This window comes from Okeania sp. SIO3B5 (genome assembly GCF_010692555.1).
Taxonomy (GTDB): domain Bacteria; phylum Cyanobacteriota; class Cyanobacteriia; order Cyanobacteriales; family Microcoleaceae; genus Okeania.
The window spans coordinates 49,241-65,812 of the sequence record NZ_JAAHHG010000023.1 but is presented as its reverse complement, the minus strand read 5'-3'; the positions used below and the strand labels follow the sequence as shown (position 1 = coordinate 65,812).

Sequence of the window (16,572 nt, the reverse complement as noted above, 5' to 3'; positions counted from 1 at the left end):
AGACCCAAAAATGCCTAACTCCTGAATATAATATATAGCGTTGAAAAACTATAACGTTATAGATACATAGTGTTTGAGACCCAAAAATGCCTAACTCCTGAATATAATATATAGCGTTGAAAAACTATAACGTTATAGATACTAACACCTGCAAAATAAGGATATGTCATATTTGACTATATTTTTATGAACTATAGATTTACTTCCGTGGAAATTTCTTTAAAATTTTGCCCTTCCAGGGTATTATTAGATGCTAATATTTTCATTTATTTGAATCTTTATTTTAATTAACTATTGCAGGCAGGGGAATAATTTAATATGGAATGGCACATCACAGATGCCCAAAGCTTAGGAATTATTGACCGAGAAATTGGCCCTCACGCCTTCTCTCCTGCAGAGTACGAAATTGTGAGGCGGGTAATATATGCTACGGCAGACTTTGAATATAAGTCTCTAATTAGTTTCTCTGACCATGCTTTACAATCTGGAGCTGCTGCTTTAGCCGCTCGTACAACTATTGTCGTAGATGTGCCAATGGTGCAGGTAGGTATTACACCAGTAATTCAAAGTACCTTTGTTAATCCTGTTTATTGTTCAATGGATGCTATAACTAGACCCCAGAAGGAAAAAACTACGGCAGCTTGGGGAATTGAAACTTTAGCTAGACGTTATCCAGAGGGAATTTTTGTTATAGGTGAAGCTCAAACTGCCCTCTGTGCAATTGTTGACTTAATTGAAGCTGAAGAAATTAGACCTGCTTTGGTTATTGGTACTCCTTCTGGTTTTGTGGGGGTGGATGTAGCTAAGTCACGTTTATACGATTCGATGATTCCTCATATTAGAATAGATGGCCGTAAGGGTAGTGCTGTGGTAGCAGTAGCTGTTATTAATGGTTTAGTGGACTTAGCTTGGCAAGCTTATGGTCAACAAGGTCAAGGTAAGTGAACTACTGAATTTGATTATAAATTATCATAAGCTTACCGAATAATTAATAATTAATAATTAATAATTAAATAATTCAGGTTTAAAGCTTCCCCTTTTAAGAGGAAAAAAGAAATAATATTTCCTTATATTCAATCCTCTCGTTTTTAACCAGAGGTAATTATCAATTATCAATTAATGAACGCTCTCTTATACCAAATCTCAAAAGTCTTGCTACATCACCTTGAAAGTAGGGAGTAGGGATTAGGGAGTAGAGTGAAAAGAGATAATATATCTTGGTTTAACGCCGATAATCGTTACAAACATGATTCAACCATTATTATTACTTAATAACTGAAGTTCCATGTTATTTTTGGGAATTGGTATTATTCCTGTTCAAATAAATAATCTTGAAATAGTGGAGGTCAATTACGAACCTATTAAAAATATAGATAATAAATTACTAATCTTGATCATACCGACTTCAGATAAATTTTATGATTATAGAAATATGCATCGATAAAAGCATTAAGACCGACGTCTAAATTTTGAGTGTATAAGTTAAGTAATATTTATTTATTGAATATTTCGTGAAATTGCACTATTTAGAAATAAGCCAGGTCGAAGTTTTGTTAGGAAAATAACCTAATTTTAATCAGCTATAAGAATATCAAGTTAAATATGTTGATAGTCTAACTTGTAGAATTTTAACTAAACCTCATATCACTTGATTGACCTTGCTTACTTTTTTTACGAGATGAACGTACCTGATTAATTGCTTCAATAAAAGCATCTCTTCTGAGATATGGATAATCACTAACCCAGAGATTTACAGTAGGAAGATAAATATCTGAACTTTTGACAATTTTTCCTAAATCTTCTTGATAAGACATTACTAACATTACAGCTACCTGACCTCTAGAAACCCCTTGATGATGACGACGCAGTGGAGCCTGAATTTCAGTTACAAATCCTGTTTTATCGCCTACTTCTAAATTAATTCGTTGCTCTAAATTTTCTACGATCATTAGTTCCCCTTTCTTATTAACCGTTTCTTCTTCACCAACAACTTCTTCTGTAATATATACATCTAAAACTCGTCCTTGCCATAAACCACTATATGGATATCGCCTACATTCCATATTGCGAAGACTAGCTAATAAAACAGGTCCCCAAAACCAATAAAGACCTGCTGTAATACCTATTAGTAAAAATAAAGGGTCTCCATCGTTGTGAGCAAATACGTTAATTAAAACAATGGTCAAAACTGCAACAGCAGAAATTAAAGCTCGTTTCAAAACATCAGAGAATTTTCCCCAATAATATCTATATTGGTCGCTCGTAGCTACAGTTGGAATTAGTTGTTCAAATGTTTTACGAGTTAGAGGAACTAGCATTTATCAATTTTAAAGTTTGTTAGTAATATTATTACACTAATTATCTGGCAAATTTTTTATCTCAACGTTGGTTGAAGACCCGCGCTATCCCGAAGGGGAGCGGAGGGATGGGAAAACCAATCAATAAGAGCGGTTTTTACACATAGTATGCTACACTAAACAGAATTAGGCTGCTGGGCTAGCAGTGTCAGTCTGTGGAGCGCGCCTTTAGACCAGAAAGAGGTTTGGCCTTGGAGGCAGGTGCTACGAAGCAGAAAGTCCTGAGCCGCGAGGTTTAGGAATCCCGCGTTGTCGCGCCATGCGCAACGTCGGGAGGATGTCAAACTATTTAGTTGCCATTAGTTTCCTTGATCTTTTCTCTGAGATGAATATAAGTGTGGTCAGGAACGGGTCAGGAACGGGCAAGATGCCCATTCCACAAAACTATTAAAATTGTCCCGCTTATGCACAGACAGAGAATTATCTTTAACCACTACTGTTTGCTTTAAAACCGATGAAGAGTTAGCCCAAAAATTAAAATCGGTTCCAAGTTGGCAAGAAAAACTCAGGCAAGTATTGCCAGAATTGATTAAAGACTGGACAGCAGGTTAAAACCTGCCGTGTCCGTTTTCATCCCCTCTCTAAAGAGTAGGGGCTTTCAACGTCCCGCATTTTTTTGGTAATTTATGGTAAGGTGATAATTAGTTATTTTGTGTCCTAAGCCGATTTAATGCAAAAATTCATTTCGCCAATTCTCAGTAGTATAATTCTGGCATTGTGGGTGAGTGGTATTGCAATCTTCTCAGTCCAGAATTCTGCCTCAATATCTTTGAAATTTCTTGCTTTCCAGTCCATCCAGATGCCTATCGGAGTAATTTTGGCTTTTAGTGTGAGTGTAGGAGTTATTATTAGTTCCATTCTCCTACCACCTCTATTTGTTATTGGAAATACCAAAGAGCATCAAGAAGATTTTTGATTTTATTTTCCATAATCGAAAATAACTTGTGACTATATCCCACAGAAATTATCAATTTTTTTCCCTACTCCCTACTCCCTACTCCCTCTTTTCTGGAGATTCTAGTAGTTACTATAACTTGTATATTTGACCATCTATCAGTAGTCGAGTAATACCCTTAGCTTGTAAATATACTGAAGTTTTTTGCAACATTCTACCATCAGGCACTTTCAGCACCCTTTGGTTACGGGTAGAAAATCTATGAGCTACTCTGTGATTGTCAAAAACTGGTAAAGTTCTCTCTTGAGAATCTTCTATAGGTATTTGTCCTAGCTCCCCAAAGGCCATCAACGGTCTAGTCACTAACTCTGTAAATTTATCTACTACTAAGTAGCAAATTTTTGGCAGAACAGATTCTGTAAGAGGATAGACTCTAATTTCAGAATAACTAGAATTCTGAATAGATAGGTTATAGGGTGTTTCTACATCCTCTTCTTCGTCGAGCTTATCTTCATCGTCAAATTCTTGAGAAAAATCTTCTAAATCATCATCCTCAAAATCATCTAAGTTTTGGGTTTGCTCTAGTAAGTCTGCTGCTAAAATCTCTTCTATTTCTTCTTTTGGCAGATCGTAATTATTCTCAAAGCGATCGCTTGATTTTGGCTTTTCTTGAGAAGTTAAGGATAATTTAGGAGCTTCTGTTTGCTGATTAATTTCAGGATTATTAGATGAAGAAGACCGTCGTCGTCTTTTTTTGACTACTTCACCTAATTCATCTTCCCCATCATCTAATACTTCTCCATCTAAGTCTTCCTTGACTTTTAACTCATCGAAATCATCTGCTGTATCCTGGTCAATATTATTTTTTTGGGAACGAGATGGACGTTTTTGCTTCTGGTGAACTAGCTCTTTATATTCATCTTCTGGTATGTTACTTTGCAGTATACGTCTAATTGTAGAACTACTTACTCCATAGCGGTCTGCTAGAGTAATAGTATTATCTTCTGTAGTTTGATACAGCTCAACAATTTCTAATTTTTCTGAATCTGACAGTTTTGTAGGTGTCATACCACCTTACCCCAAAAAATACTTAGCTTATTGATTTTGCCATACCATTGAAGCTATTTGAGAAAAATAGCTAAATATGTATAACTCTACTTAAAATACTAAAGCTTTAATTACATTATCATTTGATGCTTTAGGCTTTTTTCATATGGTTCTAACCATGACTATATATTATTGAAAAAAGCAAAACTTATTTATTTATTATGATATTATATTATACGTTTAGGAATACTATTAATTATTTTAAAAGCCCGTGACGAGGATTGAACTCGTGACCTCACCCTTACCAAGGGTGTGCTCTACCACTGAGCCACACGGGCGTTTTTCTTTCAATCCTTTTTATTTGTGAGTGGGCCGAGCTGGATTTGAACCAGCGTAGGCGTAGCCAGCGGATTTACAGTCCGCCCCCATTAACCACTCGGGCATCGACCCTTGCTACTCACATTTATATATACTAACACAAAAAAAATTAATTGCAATAGTTTTTGAGAAAAAATTTATTAGACATCTCTAGAAAAGAGGGGACAGGGAACAGGCAACAGGCAACAGGCAACAGGGAAAAATAGTAGTTGTACCAATTCAAAAAAATAATGTTACAAATAATAGGTGTGAGAGTGCATACTTTCAGGAGATGTGCCTTTGATAAAAAAGAGAATTTACAACTTAAAAACTGCTATCGAAGCCATTTATTCTGACTCCCGATTCTGAGTCCTAACTCCGAGCAAAAAGCTCAGTCATTTGTAGCAAATATTTATCAAATTGATATTAGTGGGACTAAAGAAGGAGTCACGAGACAGGAGACAGGAGACAGAACTTTAGAAGAAAATCATAGCTGCTGTGATTGAGTAATCATATCTAGCAAGTATTTATGCGTAAATTTTTTACTCGGAATTTGATGAACGAAAAAAGTATTGAGATGATTTGCTTATGATAAATACCTACCAAGCTACAGATTTTTATGCTACTTTTAATGATACATTTTGACGTGCGGAATGTGGGTTTTATCGTAAACTAAAAGCAATAGCTGATGGCTGATAACGTAGTTCCTCCGATAGGAGGCTAGCTGACGGCTGAATGCTTACAAAATAATTGATGATTTATGTACGATAATTGACTTTATTTTTGATTATTGGAGATGTCTATTAGTAGGGGTGTGAAGGATGGAAAGATTGTTTGTCAAACAAAGCAAAAATGTTATATATCGTAAGCATTCAGCTATCAGCAATTAGTAATGAATAATTATTTCTAGGGTTTAGTCAGGGGAGGCATGGCAGTCATTTCAGTTATCAGTTATCAGTTATCAGTTATCAGTACCTCTAGCTGTTTGCGCAGCATTCCGCAGGAAAGCAAGAGGCTTGAAATAAGGAATATGCTCTTTTTTTTATCCCCTTAAAAGGGGAGGCGCATACCCAAAAATTTTCGGTAAATTTTTATTCAAACTCAATTTCAAAGGTTGCTTTTACCTTCCCTAAAATTAATAGCTGATAGCTAATAGCTGACGGCTGTTTGCGCAGCATTCCGGAGGAAATACTTACTATACATCTAACATTATTTATACTATTTAGCATGAGTTATTTTTTTCTCTTTTCTTGTTTCCTCCTGCCCAACTTAAGCTATTAATTCTCCAGTCTCTTGTAATGAATGTAGTCGGCGATAAATACCTTTTTGAGCTAATAATTCCTCGTGACTACCAACTTCGACAATCTTACCTTGGTCAAGAACTACGATTTTATCCGCCTCCCTAACTGTACTTAATCTGTGGGCAATAATAATCGTAGTACGAGTACCAAAAATATTACGCATTGCTAACTGAATCGATCGCTCACTTTCATAGTCCAAACTGGAAGTTGCCTCATCAAAAATTAGTACATCTGGGTCTACTAATAATGCCCTAGCAATTCCTAAACGTTGTCGTTGACCACCGGATAATCGCATTCCTCTTTCACCAACAACTGTATAATAACCTTGAGGCATTTGTTCAATAAATTCATCAACTTTAGCAATTTTACAAGCATCTTTAACTTGGGCAAAAGTTGCTTGAGAATTACCGTAAGTCAAGTTACTTAATAGAGTGCCATTGAATATATCTACTTCTTGATGAACAATTGCTAATCTACGTCGATAACCTGTAATATCTAGAGTATTAATATCTTCTCCATCAATTAAAATTTTGCCTTGATTTGGTTGAAAATATCTGAATATTAATTTGACTAAAGTAGATTTTCCTGAACCAGATTTTCCAACTAAAGCGACTGTTTGACAAGGTGTTATTAAGAGATTTATATATTCTAAAACAGGTTGGTTTGGATTGTAACCAAAGCTTAAATTAGATAACTCAACTTTTCCTGTGAATTTATAGGCATTAATCTGTGACGAACTAGCAATTTCTCCTGATAAATTAGCAGCATCAGAACCTATAGGTAACTGCATAAATTCATGGAAACGAATCATTGAAGCATAGCGACGGACAAATTCTTCAGTTAGCTGACTGATGGGAGTTATTTCTGCATAAGCCATACTTGCTAGGGTATATATAGTCACGAAATATCCTAGAGAAATTTCGCCAGACAATGTTGCTGATAATGTTAAACCTAGAATGAAGAAAAGGCAAAATTGAACAACTGTTGTCATATACATAGATAGCCAGACATAGCCTCGATGAATTCGATAAATAATAACTTTGAGAGCGCGGTTAATTCGGGTAGTTTGTTTGCGCAGTTCTTGAGTTTCTGTGGCAAATGCTTTGACTGTTTTAATATTGGTAATAATTTCTGAGTTGCGACTTTCTGTGTTTTCTTCATACTTATCGAAAGTTACTTCTATTTTGGCAAGATGTTGAAGAGTTTTGATAGTAAAGCTGAGGATAAAGATAAAAGAAATTAAGAATAGAATAGCAATCTCCCATTCTATTAAACAGATGATGATAAAAATTCCAACTACACGCACTAATTTGGGTATTAATATTCCAGCAATTTCAGGATAAGTCCAAGTGTGGTTTAAGACTCCTTTAGAAATACGGTTAGCTATTCGTCCTGGGTTATTTTCATCATAAAATTCTATAGGTAGGGTGAGGATTTTTTTGACGGCGTTTTGGAAATGGTCTCGACGTGCTTTGAGAGGAACTACCCAGTGATACCAGTGTCCTAACCAAGCCATAGTTGGACCTTTGGTGATGCTGACTAAAAATATTAGTCCTAATGTTACTGATAGGGATAATAGTTGATTAGTTGGTAGTCCAGTTAGATTGGAGACTGCTCCAATCAAGTTTTCCATTGGCCAGTCTGTAGAGCGGTCTGAAAGTATATTCAAAGTCTGGCCTATGGCATAAGGAACTATTAAATCAATTAGTTCGATGGCGCTAGATGCTCCGATCCCTAAGATGGAAAGTGGTAGGTATGCCTGGTAGTATTTAATGATGTCCCGAAAAGTTGCCATAATTCTACTGTCAAATATTTTTAGAGGCACAGCTATGGCGCTACGCAAGTTAGAATTCAAAAGTCAAAAGTCAAAAGTTAGAAGTTAGAAGTTAGAAGTTAGAATTCAAAAGTTATCCCTGACTAACTTTGAGCATTTATAAATGTCCTAACCTATTTGCGTAGTGCTATATTAATTATATTACAATTATGCTACTATGTGTAATATAAAAAATTGAGAATTTACTATTTTTAGATTTTGGATAATAAAAGTGGCTCGTAATAGTAAAGCAGTTGCGATCGCGACAGTAAGTTTATAGTAGAAAATATAGCGTTTCCCAAGCTAATGAGGTACAGTTGTTTTTCTTCTTTATCAATTCTACGGAACCAGAATTACTGCTCCCTACTCCCTACTCCCTACTCCCTAAAACCAAGGAATTTTGTACCTGACAAGTATGGGAATTGCTATAGGAAAGAAAAGGTTAATTATCTAAGTTTAAACTTGTTTAATTTTTAGTATCTTTACCGAAATATTGTGGTTTAAAGCCTCGCCTTTTAAGGGGATAATAAATAGAAATTTTCCTGTTTGTCAATCCTCTTCTTTTCAAGGAGAGATAATTCTAAATTCTAAATTCTTAATTCTAAATTCTTGAATTTAGTTGTTATCTCAATCTAAATCAGGAGTAAAACTGTTGAAAGAATTATGATCGATCTTTATTGTGAACGCCTCCAACCTAGTTTATGGGATGAGCCAATAAATGCCATTAGTAACATAGCGTTTTTTATTGCAGCATGGGTAACTTGGCGTTTAGCAGACAATTTAAATGTGCAATTTTATAGTGTAAAACTGTTAATTTATTTAATGATAGGTATTGGTATTGGCAGTAGTTTATTTCATACTTATGCTACAGGTTGGGCATTATTAATGGATGTCATACCGATAATGATGTTTCAATTATTTTATTTGTGGATTTATATCCGTAGAGTGATGAAATTAAAGCCTATAATACCTGTAATTTTAATGTTGGTTTTGCTGATTTCTAGTTTGCTAACTCTGCCACTCAAGGTATTTAATGGTTCTCTCAGTTATGTACCAGCTTTGGTATATTTATTAGGATTGGGAATTTATAATTTTCAAACAAAAAAACAGAAGAAGTTTATGTTTTTAGCAGGAGTAGTTACATTTTTAATAGCTTTATTTTTTCGTACACTTGACCAAGCAATTTGTCCAGTCTTTCCAATAGGAACTCATTTTTTGTGGCATATATTTAATGGAGTAATGCTTTACCTTGTTACAGGTTGTTTACTATTTAATTTGAAAGTTAATCAGTCAAATTTATTAAGAAATAAAGCTTAATTAGGGTTTGCTGAAAAAGTATGAGTGCTAAGGGGAGGAGTCAGGAGTCAGGAGACAGGAGAAATGGCTTGGGAGCGAGGAGGTAGGAGCTAAGTTTTGTCCCTTAATTTTTCTGCCCAAATCTTGACTAAAATCCGCTTCTAATTGAACTATTACCACTTAAAACATCGAGCTTTTTGATACTTAAAAATGCTAAAATCTTGTAAGCATCCAGCTATTAGCAGTCAGCTCTCAGCTTTTTAATGAATGAAGCAAGTACTCGTTTAACTTTTACTACATTTTCAACTCTATGGAGGGAAATGTAGATGTGGCTTGCACTTATTGCTAGGGTTAAGTAATAGGCAATTCTATTACTCATACTTTTAATTCTATAAAGCTGATAGCTGAAAGCTGATCCCTGAATGCTTACAAAATCTTTATCTATAAAGACTTTTAGATTTAATCAGCAAGCCCTAATTATATAACGAAGTGTTGATATAGTCGAAACCCTTGAGATTGATTCCTTCCACTCTGTTTCAGTTCCAATGACGTAGTTGTAAATTTTCCCTCTTACCGAAAAATTATGGTTTAAAGCCTCCCCTTTTAAGGGGATAATAAAGAAAATTTTCATTATTAGTCAATCCTCTTCTTTTCAAGGAGAGATAATTACCTCTGGTTAAAACCGAGAGGATTGAATATAAGGAAATCTGATTTCTTCTTTTATCCTTAAAAGGAGAGGCTTTAAACCCAATGGATTAATTATCAATTGTTAATTATCTATTGTAATGAATTCCTAATTTTTAATAATATAAATTTCTGGTTTTCTATTTCCTCTTAAGTCGATAAAACTTGAGTCAAAATTTTCTTGTGTTCTTCAACTATATTATTGGGAAGATAATCGAATATTTTAATTTTTTCTCCTTCTTGATTTTCGGTAGGGAGCGGAGAATTAGGAGTACATAAAAATACTAATCCTACAGACCAACCAAAACCACGTTGTTTTTCTTCACTCGGATATTCTAAATATCCTAAAAACTGTTGTTTTGTAACTGTAATACTCAACTCTTCTACGGCAATTCTTTGAACAGCATCTTCAATATATTCTTGATAAAAAACAGTACCTCCAGGAATATGCCACATATTATTCCAGGCAGCATCTTTTCTAAGAGTTAATGCCACACCTAAATCAGTTTTTACAACTACTTCTACAACTAATCTAGGAACTTGAGAATATAACAGTTTAAACTCTTCTGGAGAAAAAGGTTTCTTGCGACTCATTTGATTTTATTCCTCTGAAATATACTGAATTATAGTAGTCGAAGGAAAGGTTAACACAGATTGAAAACTTAACACTCAGACAAGGCAATATTTTTCCTTTTTCCTTCTTCCTTCTTCCCTCTTCCTTCTTCATTCTTCCCTCTTCAATGAGGATTTTTCATTTCAGTCAATAGTAGTTTATGCTAATTCCCCTGCATAAGTGCTATACTTGGGCAATACTTTAGTTGTCAACTAATCAGCACAAGCAAAATTACTTTTTCGCTAATTTTAGCGAAGTTAATGTTAATTATTCTTATGTTTGCTTCTCCCCCACTCCATCACTCCCCCACTCCCCTACTCCCCCACTCCCCACTCCCCTACTCCCCTACTCAACAAAATGTAGAAAAGTTTTGGAAAAATGGTATTATTTACTCTCAATAATTTGAGTTAAGATTATTTCAAGTCGGTTTTGTATTTGTTTAAGTTGCTGTTGTTTAGTGGATATAAATGCTTTTTCAACTTGTAGTTGTGACTGAGTTTCTTTGTGAACTTTATCTTGTTGCTCTAGGAGATTTTCATAAAGCAAGATTGCCTGTTCAATTACCGTACTTACAGATTTAAACTGAGTATAGAAAACTTCAGCAATATTGTCACAAACCTTATCAAGTATTTCTTCAGAAGATTCCTGAAACTTTTGAAAACCCAGATTATAAACTTGTTGTTTAATTTTCATATCTGCCTTTTCCTTATCACCACCAATACCAAAAAATGAGCTAATCAAAGCCACAGCTCCCCCAGCTATAATAATAGGCAAAACTCCCAATCCTGTAAACATAAATAATGCACCTGCCGTGAGACCACCTAATTGTAATCCTTCCCATAAAGCACCTCCATTATCATCATACTCTTCTAACTTAATTACAGAATTTATATCTAATCCATCTGCTTTAATATTTTCAATTGCCAAATTAAATTGATCATTCAAATTAGAATTTATTTGCTCATCAACCTCTTGTAAATTAATTCTAACAACCTCTAAATTTTGGCAAACTTCTTTACTTAAAATCTGTAAATTATTCACCACAATTTTTTTTACTTCTGTATTCCCCCAGTTTTCTAATTCTACAGAAAGAGAATTTGTAAATCCTTCAGCATAATCTTTGATAACTTTTTCCTTATCCCAAAGAGGTGAATGTTCTGAATCCCATTCATTAATTTTTTCAGATAAGCGATCGCTCAATTCTTCTGTCCATTTATCCCATGCTTCAGCAGCTTTTTTAATACTCTTATCTTTCAGTTTTTCAGTAGTTGATAAAATTTTCACATCCCCTTCACTAGCTTCCTCTATTTTTTCCAATATTTTCTGTTTTGCCTCTTCCGGCAAATACACCTTACCATCTAAAACTTTTTCTGCTTGCTCTAATCCTTTTATTGCCTCAGAAATTAAACTATTAATCTTCGTCACAAACTGCTGAATTGCCACAACACCTCGCTCAACAGTAAGAAAATTTTCTATGGATTTTGTGAAATTATAAAAATATGTCAAATATTCATTTTCTTTATCCTCTAAAGTTGCATCCAAAGCAGCTTGAGCAGAAATAAAATGTAAACGACTTTCACTCGCAATAATCGGTTTTTCACCAAAGACAAAATTTTCTAAACTCCTTCTAATTTGCTGACGATCTTTTTCACTCCTGACCAAATCTAGAAAATTCACCAACACAAATAAATTATCTGCAGGTAAATTAATTTGATTTCCATTTAACTGCAACTTCAAACTTTGAAGTAACTCTCGTTCCCCTGGAGTTAATGAACGAGAAGCATTAGTTACAAAAATCACAGCATCTGTATCTTTGATTAATTTTTGAGTAATAATTTTACGGTCTGGATGTTCATTTAAACCAGGAGAATCAACAATTTCTACTCCACTTTTACATAACTCTAAATCTGGATGTTCAAAAAATATTGATTCTATCTCCGAGTGTGCTAATTCTTGACTCATATCTCCTAAAGCTGCTGATTCTGAAATAGTAGATTTTTCCAGATATTCTGCTAAAGAAATTTCTATCTCATTACCATTTTTATAACGACAAATGACCCGCTTTTGTTCGCCATATTTTAAAACTGTAACTGTGCTACTACAAGGAATTTCTCTGACTGGTTGAATTTCTTCTCCTAACAAAGCATTTAGTAAGGTTGATTTACCTTGACTAAATTCTCCAACCACTGCAACTCTGAATTTTTGGGATTGTATTTTTTCGGAGACTTTAGCTACCTCAGATATTAAAGTATTTGGCAGTAAATCCCTCTCAGTTGATAATGCAACTATTTGATAAATTTCGGAGCAAAGACTATGCAATTGTTGTTTATGTTTTTGAAACTCTTTTAATCTTTGATAAACTACAGTTTGTTGAGGCCGATTTTTTTTGTTTTGATTTTGATTGTAGTTGGGTAAGAGTGAATTTAGCATTTCACTAGCAGCTTTGACAAAAATATTATCTAACTGATAGAAACGTGCTGGATTGAGTAAATATGCCACTTCCTCCATTGCCTTGTGGGTGAAATTTTCTAAAATCCGCTCGGGTTCGGTATAAAAAAATTTTCATCTTCACCTAAAGAGCAAATCTTTCTAAATTCTCTTTTCTCCTGACTCCTGAGTTCTGACTCCTGACTCCTAGATTAACTATCTAATTACACCGATGCTACCGGATTTGATATTATTTCTAACTTCTGACTTCTGACTTCTGACTTGCGCGTAGCGCTATATCACCCACCAGTAACAGTCACGGAATAATTAAATTTAAAAGGCTTAAAACTTTTTCCATCTTTGGCACTTCCAATAATTTCTAAATCATAAACACCAGCTTTGGGAAAAGTAATTTCTGCTCCTGGTATCTCTTGATATTTTTCAGTATCAATACCTTTTAATTCTGGATTCATTATCGGTTTACTTTCAGCATTACGAGGTTGAGAATAAACATTTAATTGACAATCACATTCACTAAAAGGAACACTTTTTCCACCCTTGCGAGTGAGAGCAAACCAGGCTAAAGAAAGTTTACCTACCTTTGGATTATGATTAGGAGTAATGTGAAAAGTACAAGCCACATCTTCAGAAACTTCAACATTATGAGCTTGAAATTTTAAGAATGAATGAACTGCTTTGGTCAGTTTTTGAAACTCTAAAATAGAATCTTGATTTTTGGCATAAGCAAACTGAAAGTAATTTATTTTTTGACTGTCTGTAGATAAAAATATCGGCTCTAAATCATCTTTTTTTTGATTACTAGAAAATAATTCGGACGAAAAATCGTTCTTAAGTTTTGTAGTTTCTCCACCAAAATAAGAAATCAATATCAGTAAAGAAACATTCAGACTAATTTTTAACAAAAAAAACATTTTTTTTTCCTTCTCCTAAATTTATTATAAAATAGTATTTTCAGCTATATTTAGCTTGTTTTAAGTTCTCAAATTATCTCAGAATTACAGCATATTTCGGGCAAATGATGTACAGCGTAAATGGTGAAAACATTGTAGTGCGGGCATCTTGCCCGCGATGGGTGTACCTCATAGAGTCGCAAAGTGCTGTATCTTTTCTGTGGCGGGTTTAATACCTCACCATCAATGGGGGTACTTAAAATTGTTTGGGGTTTGTAGACACGGAGTGGCGCGTCGAAAACTATCCCCATGCAATTATACCTTCTGCCTTCTGCCTTCTGCCTTCTGCCTTCTGCCTTCCTCAAGCCTTCTGCCTTCTGCCTTCTTCCAGCACTTGCTTTTGAATTTTAACTTGTTCCAGTGGTGGTACATAATATTTGTCTATAGAAAATAAAGACCAAAACTGATGTGAACGTATAATCAAAACAACTAATATTGTCATACCCAAAAAAATAGCCCGCAACTGATTTCCGAAACTCCATTCCAACGCACCCAAATAATGGGAACCCACCGCCATCACATGAACTCCACATAACAAAAATGCTGGAACACTCAACAAATGCAACCTTCGCCACCATTTACCTAAATATTTCACCGCTCCATCAAAACTCGTCAGCGCTAGCGGTAACATTAACCCCAAAGCAAAAATACCTGCCCATATTCCTACCTGATGCAGAGGCAACATAAACGATACTGCCTGCATATTCCAATTTAAACTGTGGTCTAACATTTTTCCTGCATGCGCCACTGACAAAACAAATGCCCCCATTCCTATTGCTCGTCGATAACGTAGAGGTTGACTCCAAAACCGACTCAGAGGTCGCGCTACCAAGGCTAACATTAAACATAATATTGCAGCAGAACCACTGTAGTCAACCATCTCACCATTTCGCATGACTACCATGATGCCAGTAAAAATACTCACCCATCCTGCCATCTGGAATAGTTGACTACGTTTGTCTGCACTCAAAAAAGATGTCAACATTCCTACGCCTAACATTGAGGGTAATGTTCCCAACCCAAACGCCAACATAGTCGCTCCACCTAACCAGATATTGCTAGTTTCCGCCGCTTTAATTTGAGCAGCATAGAGAAAACCGCATGGCATCAAACCCCAGACTAAACCGAGAAAAGCGGGAGTCCACCATTTGTTTTCCATGGAAAGGTTAACCATGACTGCACTGAGGCGGTTATGTAGGTTATTTTTTTTCAAGGGATGGAATATTGGTAGTTTGGGTAATAGTTGTGGTTGAACTTTTGCCAGACCAAACCAAATTAGCATTAAACCTGTGAGTATTGCTAACCACCGTCGCAAGTCACTGTCAATACCAGCTAAATGACCGCTTGCTACTAATACGGAACCCAATGCACCAATACCAGCACCAGTTAAGGTATAGCTACAGAGGCGACCGAGGTTAAGAAGGGTATGAAATTGAAATTGATGCCATTTGTCAGGAGAAGTTGAGGATAAAATATCTGTTCCGCTCCGCGATAGAACATCCGTTCCGCTCCGCGATCGCGCAGAAAGAGAGAAAGTTGCAGTCAATGGCCCACACATTCCGACACAGTGACCGAAACTGCCAAGAAATCCTAAAGTTGTTAATAGTAATAGTTCTAGTAGCACGTTTTTTTCAGGGATAGTATCCAAATAAATCAATAAAATACTTATAACTCATCAGGAATAATTACATCAATTACTTCTGTTTGATTTTTCCGGTAAATACGAAAATCACTATCTAAAGTTAACAAACTACTGCCAGGAATTAATTCACTCATTCGTACTAAACAAGCATCTGCAAAAGACATAGGAACAGATTGGTATTTTTTCATCAAGTTTCCTACTGCCTCTATTTCTTCGGTTAGGACAAATGAAATTTGGATAACGCCCGCTTTTACTAAAGAAATTACCGCTTCCTCTCCGCCATAGATATTTTGTAGCAAAAAACAGGTTTCAGAAATCACAGCTTCACAGGTATACAATGGCAAACTAATGGTTTTCCACATTTCTGTTGTCCAATTATGAAAGCGATCGCCTTTATCTATCAAGGCAACTAATGGACTTGTGTCTAAAATTACTTTAAATTTCATTTAGCTGAAGGTCTCTCAAGGTACTTTTTATTATAAGATAAATCCCCAATACCACTATCAACGCAACCAACCCATTGTTTAGCAGCTTCATAAGCAGATATTGGTTTTTTTTCAGGGTTAGGAGTTTCTATCTTCTGGTTTTTACTATGCAAAAATTCAATAAAATCTAAAACTTCCTGTTGTTGTTGAGGAGTTAATATTTTTACGTTTTCTAAAATTATTTGTTCGTAACTAACTGCTTGAGTCATTTGTTTATTTCCCTACTACATTTAATAGATTTTTTTAATTTTAGCAGATTTTCGAGATTAAAATTACCAATGTTATTAAATTACTTTAAATTTAATTTAGCTAAAGGTCTCTCAAGGTACTTTTTATTTATTATAGGATAAATCCCCTATGCCACTATCAACACAACCAACCCATTGTTTAGCAGCTTCATAAGCAGATATTGGTTTTTTTTTCAGGGGGAGGAGTTTCTATCTTTTGGCTTTTACTATGCAAAAATTCAATAAAATCTAAAACCTCCTGTTGTTGTTGAGGAGTTAATTTTTTTAGACTTTCTAAAATAGTTTTTTCTTGACTAATTGCTTGAGTCATTAGTTTATTTCCCTGTTAAGTTCAACAAATTTATTGACATCTTAACAGATTTTTTATGTGACACATAGTCCGTAGACTGATAATCCACAAATCATCAAAATCTAGGGTATGGATAAATCAAAAAGT

14 protein-coding genes and 2 tRNA genes are annotated in these 16,572 nt (G+C 34.9%); 3 read left to right on the top strand and 13 right to left on the bottom strand.

The features are described 5' to 3' along the window. Positions 1 to 318: 318 nt before the first annotated feature. Entirely contained in the window at positions 319 to 945 is a 627-nt protein-coding gene (locus tag F6K54_RS05295) for a precorrin-8X methylmutase (protein ID WP_293075332.1), read from the top strand. A gap of 683 nt (positions 946 to 1,628) precedes the next feature. Here the strand turns inward: F6K54_RS05295 and F6K54_RS05290 are convergent. Beyond that, positions 1,629 to 2,318 carry a phosphate ABC transporter permease gene (locus tag F6K54_RS05290; RefSeq protein ID WP_293075330.1) on the bottom strand — a complete coding sequence of 230 codons (690 nt, stop codon included), beginning with the start codon at positions 2,316 to 2,318 and terminating at the stop codon, positions 1,629 to 1,631. 432 nt (positions 2,319 to 2,750) lie between these two features. Here F6K54_RS05290 and F6K54_RS05285 point away from each other — a divergent pair, with 432 nt between their 5' ends. Further along, positions 2,751 to 2,909, top strand: a complete 159-nt coding sequence (locus F6K54_RS05285; RefSeq protein ID WP_293075328.1) for a hypothetical protein — start codon at positions 2,751 to 2,753, stop codon at positions 2,907 to 2,909. 105 nt (positions 2,910 to 3,014) lie between these two features. Here F6K54_RS05285 and F6K54_RS05280 read toward each other — a convergent pair whose 3' ends face one another. From F6K54_RS05280 to F6K54_RS05260, 5 genes are all read right to left on the bottom strand, one after another. Next, on the bottom strand, positions 3,015 to 3,215 hold the full coding sequence (locus F6K54_RS05280) for a hypothetical protein (protein WP_293075326.1): 201 nt from the start codon (positions 3,213 to 3,215) through the stop codon (positions 3,015 to 3,017). Between the two features lie 169 nt (positions 3,216 to 3,384). Beyond that, positions 3,385 to 4,320 (bottom strand): hypothetical protein, encoded by a 936-nt coding sequence (locus tag F6K54_RS05275; protein WP_293075324.1) that lies wholly within the window; start codon positions 4,318 to 4,320, stop codon positions 3,385 to 3,387. Between the two features lie 245 nt (positions 4,321 to 4,565). Further along, a tRNA-Thr gene (locus tag F6K54_RS05270) sits at positions 4,566 to 4,637 on the bottom strand. A 30-nt stretch (positions 4,638 to 4,667) separates the two neighbouring features. Next, a tRNA-Tyr gene (locus tag F6K54_RS05265) sits at positions 4,668 to 4,749 on the bottom strand. A gap of 1,176 nt (positions 4,750 to 5,925) precedes the next feature. Next, positions 5,926 to 7,752: an ABC transporter ATP-binding protein gene (locus F6K54_RS05260; RefSeq protein ID WP_293075322.1), complete on the bottom strand. Its 1,827-nt coding sequence runs from the start codon at positions 7,750 to 7,752 to the stop codon at positions 5,926 to 5,928. Between the two features lie 681 nt (positions 7,753 to 8,433). Between F6K54_RS05260 and F6K54_RS05255 the strand changes: the two genes are divergently transcribed. After that, positions 8,434 to 9,087 (top strand): ceramidase domain-containing protein, encoded by a 654-nt coding sequence (locus F6K54_RS05255; RefSeq protein ID WP_293075320.1) that lies wholly within the window; start codon positions 8,434 to 8,436, stop codon positions 9,085 to 9,087. Positions 9,088 to 9,900: 813 nt separating this feature from the next. On the opposite strand, the gene F6K54_RS05250 is transcribed toward F6K54_RS05255, so the two are convergent. From F6K54_RS05250 to F6K54_RS05220, 7 genes are all read right to left on the bottom strand, one after another. Further along, positions 9,901 to 10,344, bottom strand: a complete 444-nt coding sequence (locus F6K54_RS05250; RefSeq protein WP_293075319.1) for an NUDIX hydrolase — start codon at positions 10,342 to 10,344, stop codon at positions 9,901 to 9,903. A 403-nt stretch (positions 10,345 to 10,747) separates the two neighbouring features. Continuing rightward, positions 10,748 to 12,862, bottom strand: a complete 2,115-nt coding sequence (locus F6K54_RS05245) for a dynamin family protein (protein WP_293075317.1) — start codon at positions 12,860 to 12,862, stop codon at positions 10,748 to 10,750. 227 nt (positions 12,863 to 13,089) lie between these two features. Then, positions 13,090 to 13,722 (bottom strand): hypothetical protein, encoded by a 633-nt coding sequence (locus F6K54_RS05240; protein WP_293075315.1) that lies wholly within the window; start codon positions 13,720 to 13,722, stop codon positions 13,090 to 13,092. Positions 13,723 to 14,062: 340 nt separating this feature from the next. Further along, positions 14,063 to 15,385 carry a sulfite exporter TauE/SafE family protein gene (locus tag F6K54_RS05235; RefSeq protein ID WP_293075313.1) on the bottom strand — a complete coding sequence of 441 codons (1,323 nt, stop codon included), beginning with the start codon at positions 15,383 to 15,385 and terminating at the stop codon, positions 14,063 to 14,065. Between the two features lie 41 nt (positions 15,386 to 15,426). Continuing rightward, positions 15,427 to 15,849, bottom strand: a complete 423-nt coding sequence (locus F6K54_RS05230) for a type II toxin-antitoxin system VapC family toxin (protein ID WP_293075311.1) — start codon at positions 15,847 to 15,849, stop codon at positions 15,427 to 15,429. After that, positions 15,846 to 16,097, bottom strand: a complete 252-nt coding sequence (locus F6K54_RS05225; protein ID WP_293075310.1) for a DUF2281 domain-containing protein — start codon at positions 16,095 to 16,097, stop codon at positions 15,846 to 15,848. Before F6K54_RS05225 ends, F6K54_RS05230 begins: the two co-directional genes overlap by 4 nt. Before the next feature lie 187 nt (positions 16,098 to 16,284). Then, positions 16,285 to 16,446 carry a DUF2281 domain-containing protein gene (locus tag F6K54_RS05220; RefSeq protein ID WP_293075308.1) on the bottom strand — a complete coding sequence of 54 codons (162 nt, stop codon included), beginning with the start codon at positions 16,444 to 16,446 and terminating at the stop codon, positions 16,285 to 16,287. Positions 16,447 to 16,572 lie beyond the last annotated feature (126 nt).

Excerpts from the sequence above, each read along its gene's own strand:
- F6K54_RS05295 (WP_293075332.1), top strand. The coding sequence starts at position 319 with ATGGAATGGCACATCACAGATGCCCAAAGCTTAGGAATTATTGACCGA.
- F6K54_RS05290 (WP_293075330.1), bottom strand. The coding sequence starts at position 2,318 with ATGCTAGTTCCTCTAACTCGTAAAACATTTGAACAACTAATTCCAACT.
- F6K54_RS05280 (WP_293075326.1), bottom strand. The coding sequence starts at position 3,215 with ATGGAACTAATAATAACTCCTACACTCACACTAAAAGCCAAAATTACT.
- F6K54_RS05275 (WP_293075324.1), bottom strand. The coding sequence starts at position 4,320 with ATGACACCTACAAAACTGTCAGATTCAGAAAAATTAGAAATTGTTGAG.
- F6K54_RS05260 (WP_293075322.1), bottom strand. The coding sequence starts at position 7,752 with ATGGCAACTTTTCGGGACATCATTAAATACTACCAGGCATACCTACCA.
- F6K54_RS05255 (WP_293075320.1), top strand. The coding sequence starts at position 8,434 with ATGATCGATCTTTATTGTGAACGCCTCCAACCTAGTTTATGGGATGAG.
- F6K54_RS05250 (WP_293075319.1), bottom strand. The coding sequence starts at position 10,344 with ATGAGTCGCAAGAAACCTTTTTCTCCAGAAGAGTTTAAACTGTTATAT.
- F6K54_RS05240 (WP_293075315.1), bottom strand. The coding sequence starts at position 13,722 with ATGTTTTTTTTGTTAAAAATTAGTCTGAATGTTTCTTTACTGATATTG.
- F6K54_RS05230 (WP_293075311.1), bottom strand. The coding sequence starts at position 15,849 with ATGAAATTTAAAGTAATTTTAGACACAAGTCCATTAGTTGCCTTGATA.
- F6K54_RS05225 (WP_293075310.1), bottom strand. The coding sequence starts at position 16,097 with ATGACTCAAGCAGTTAGTTACGAACAAATAATTTTAGAAAACGTAAAA.
- F6K54_RS05220 (WP_293075308.1), bottom strand. The coding sequence starts at position 16,446 with ATGACTCAAGCAATTAGTCAAGAAAAAACTATTTTAGAAAGTCTAAAA.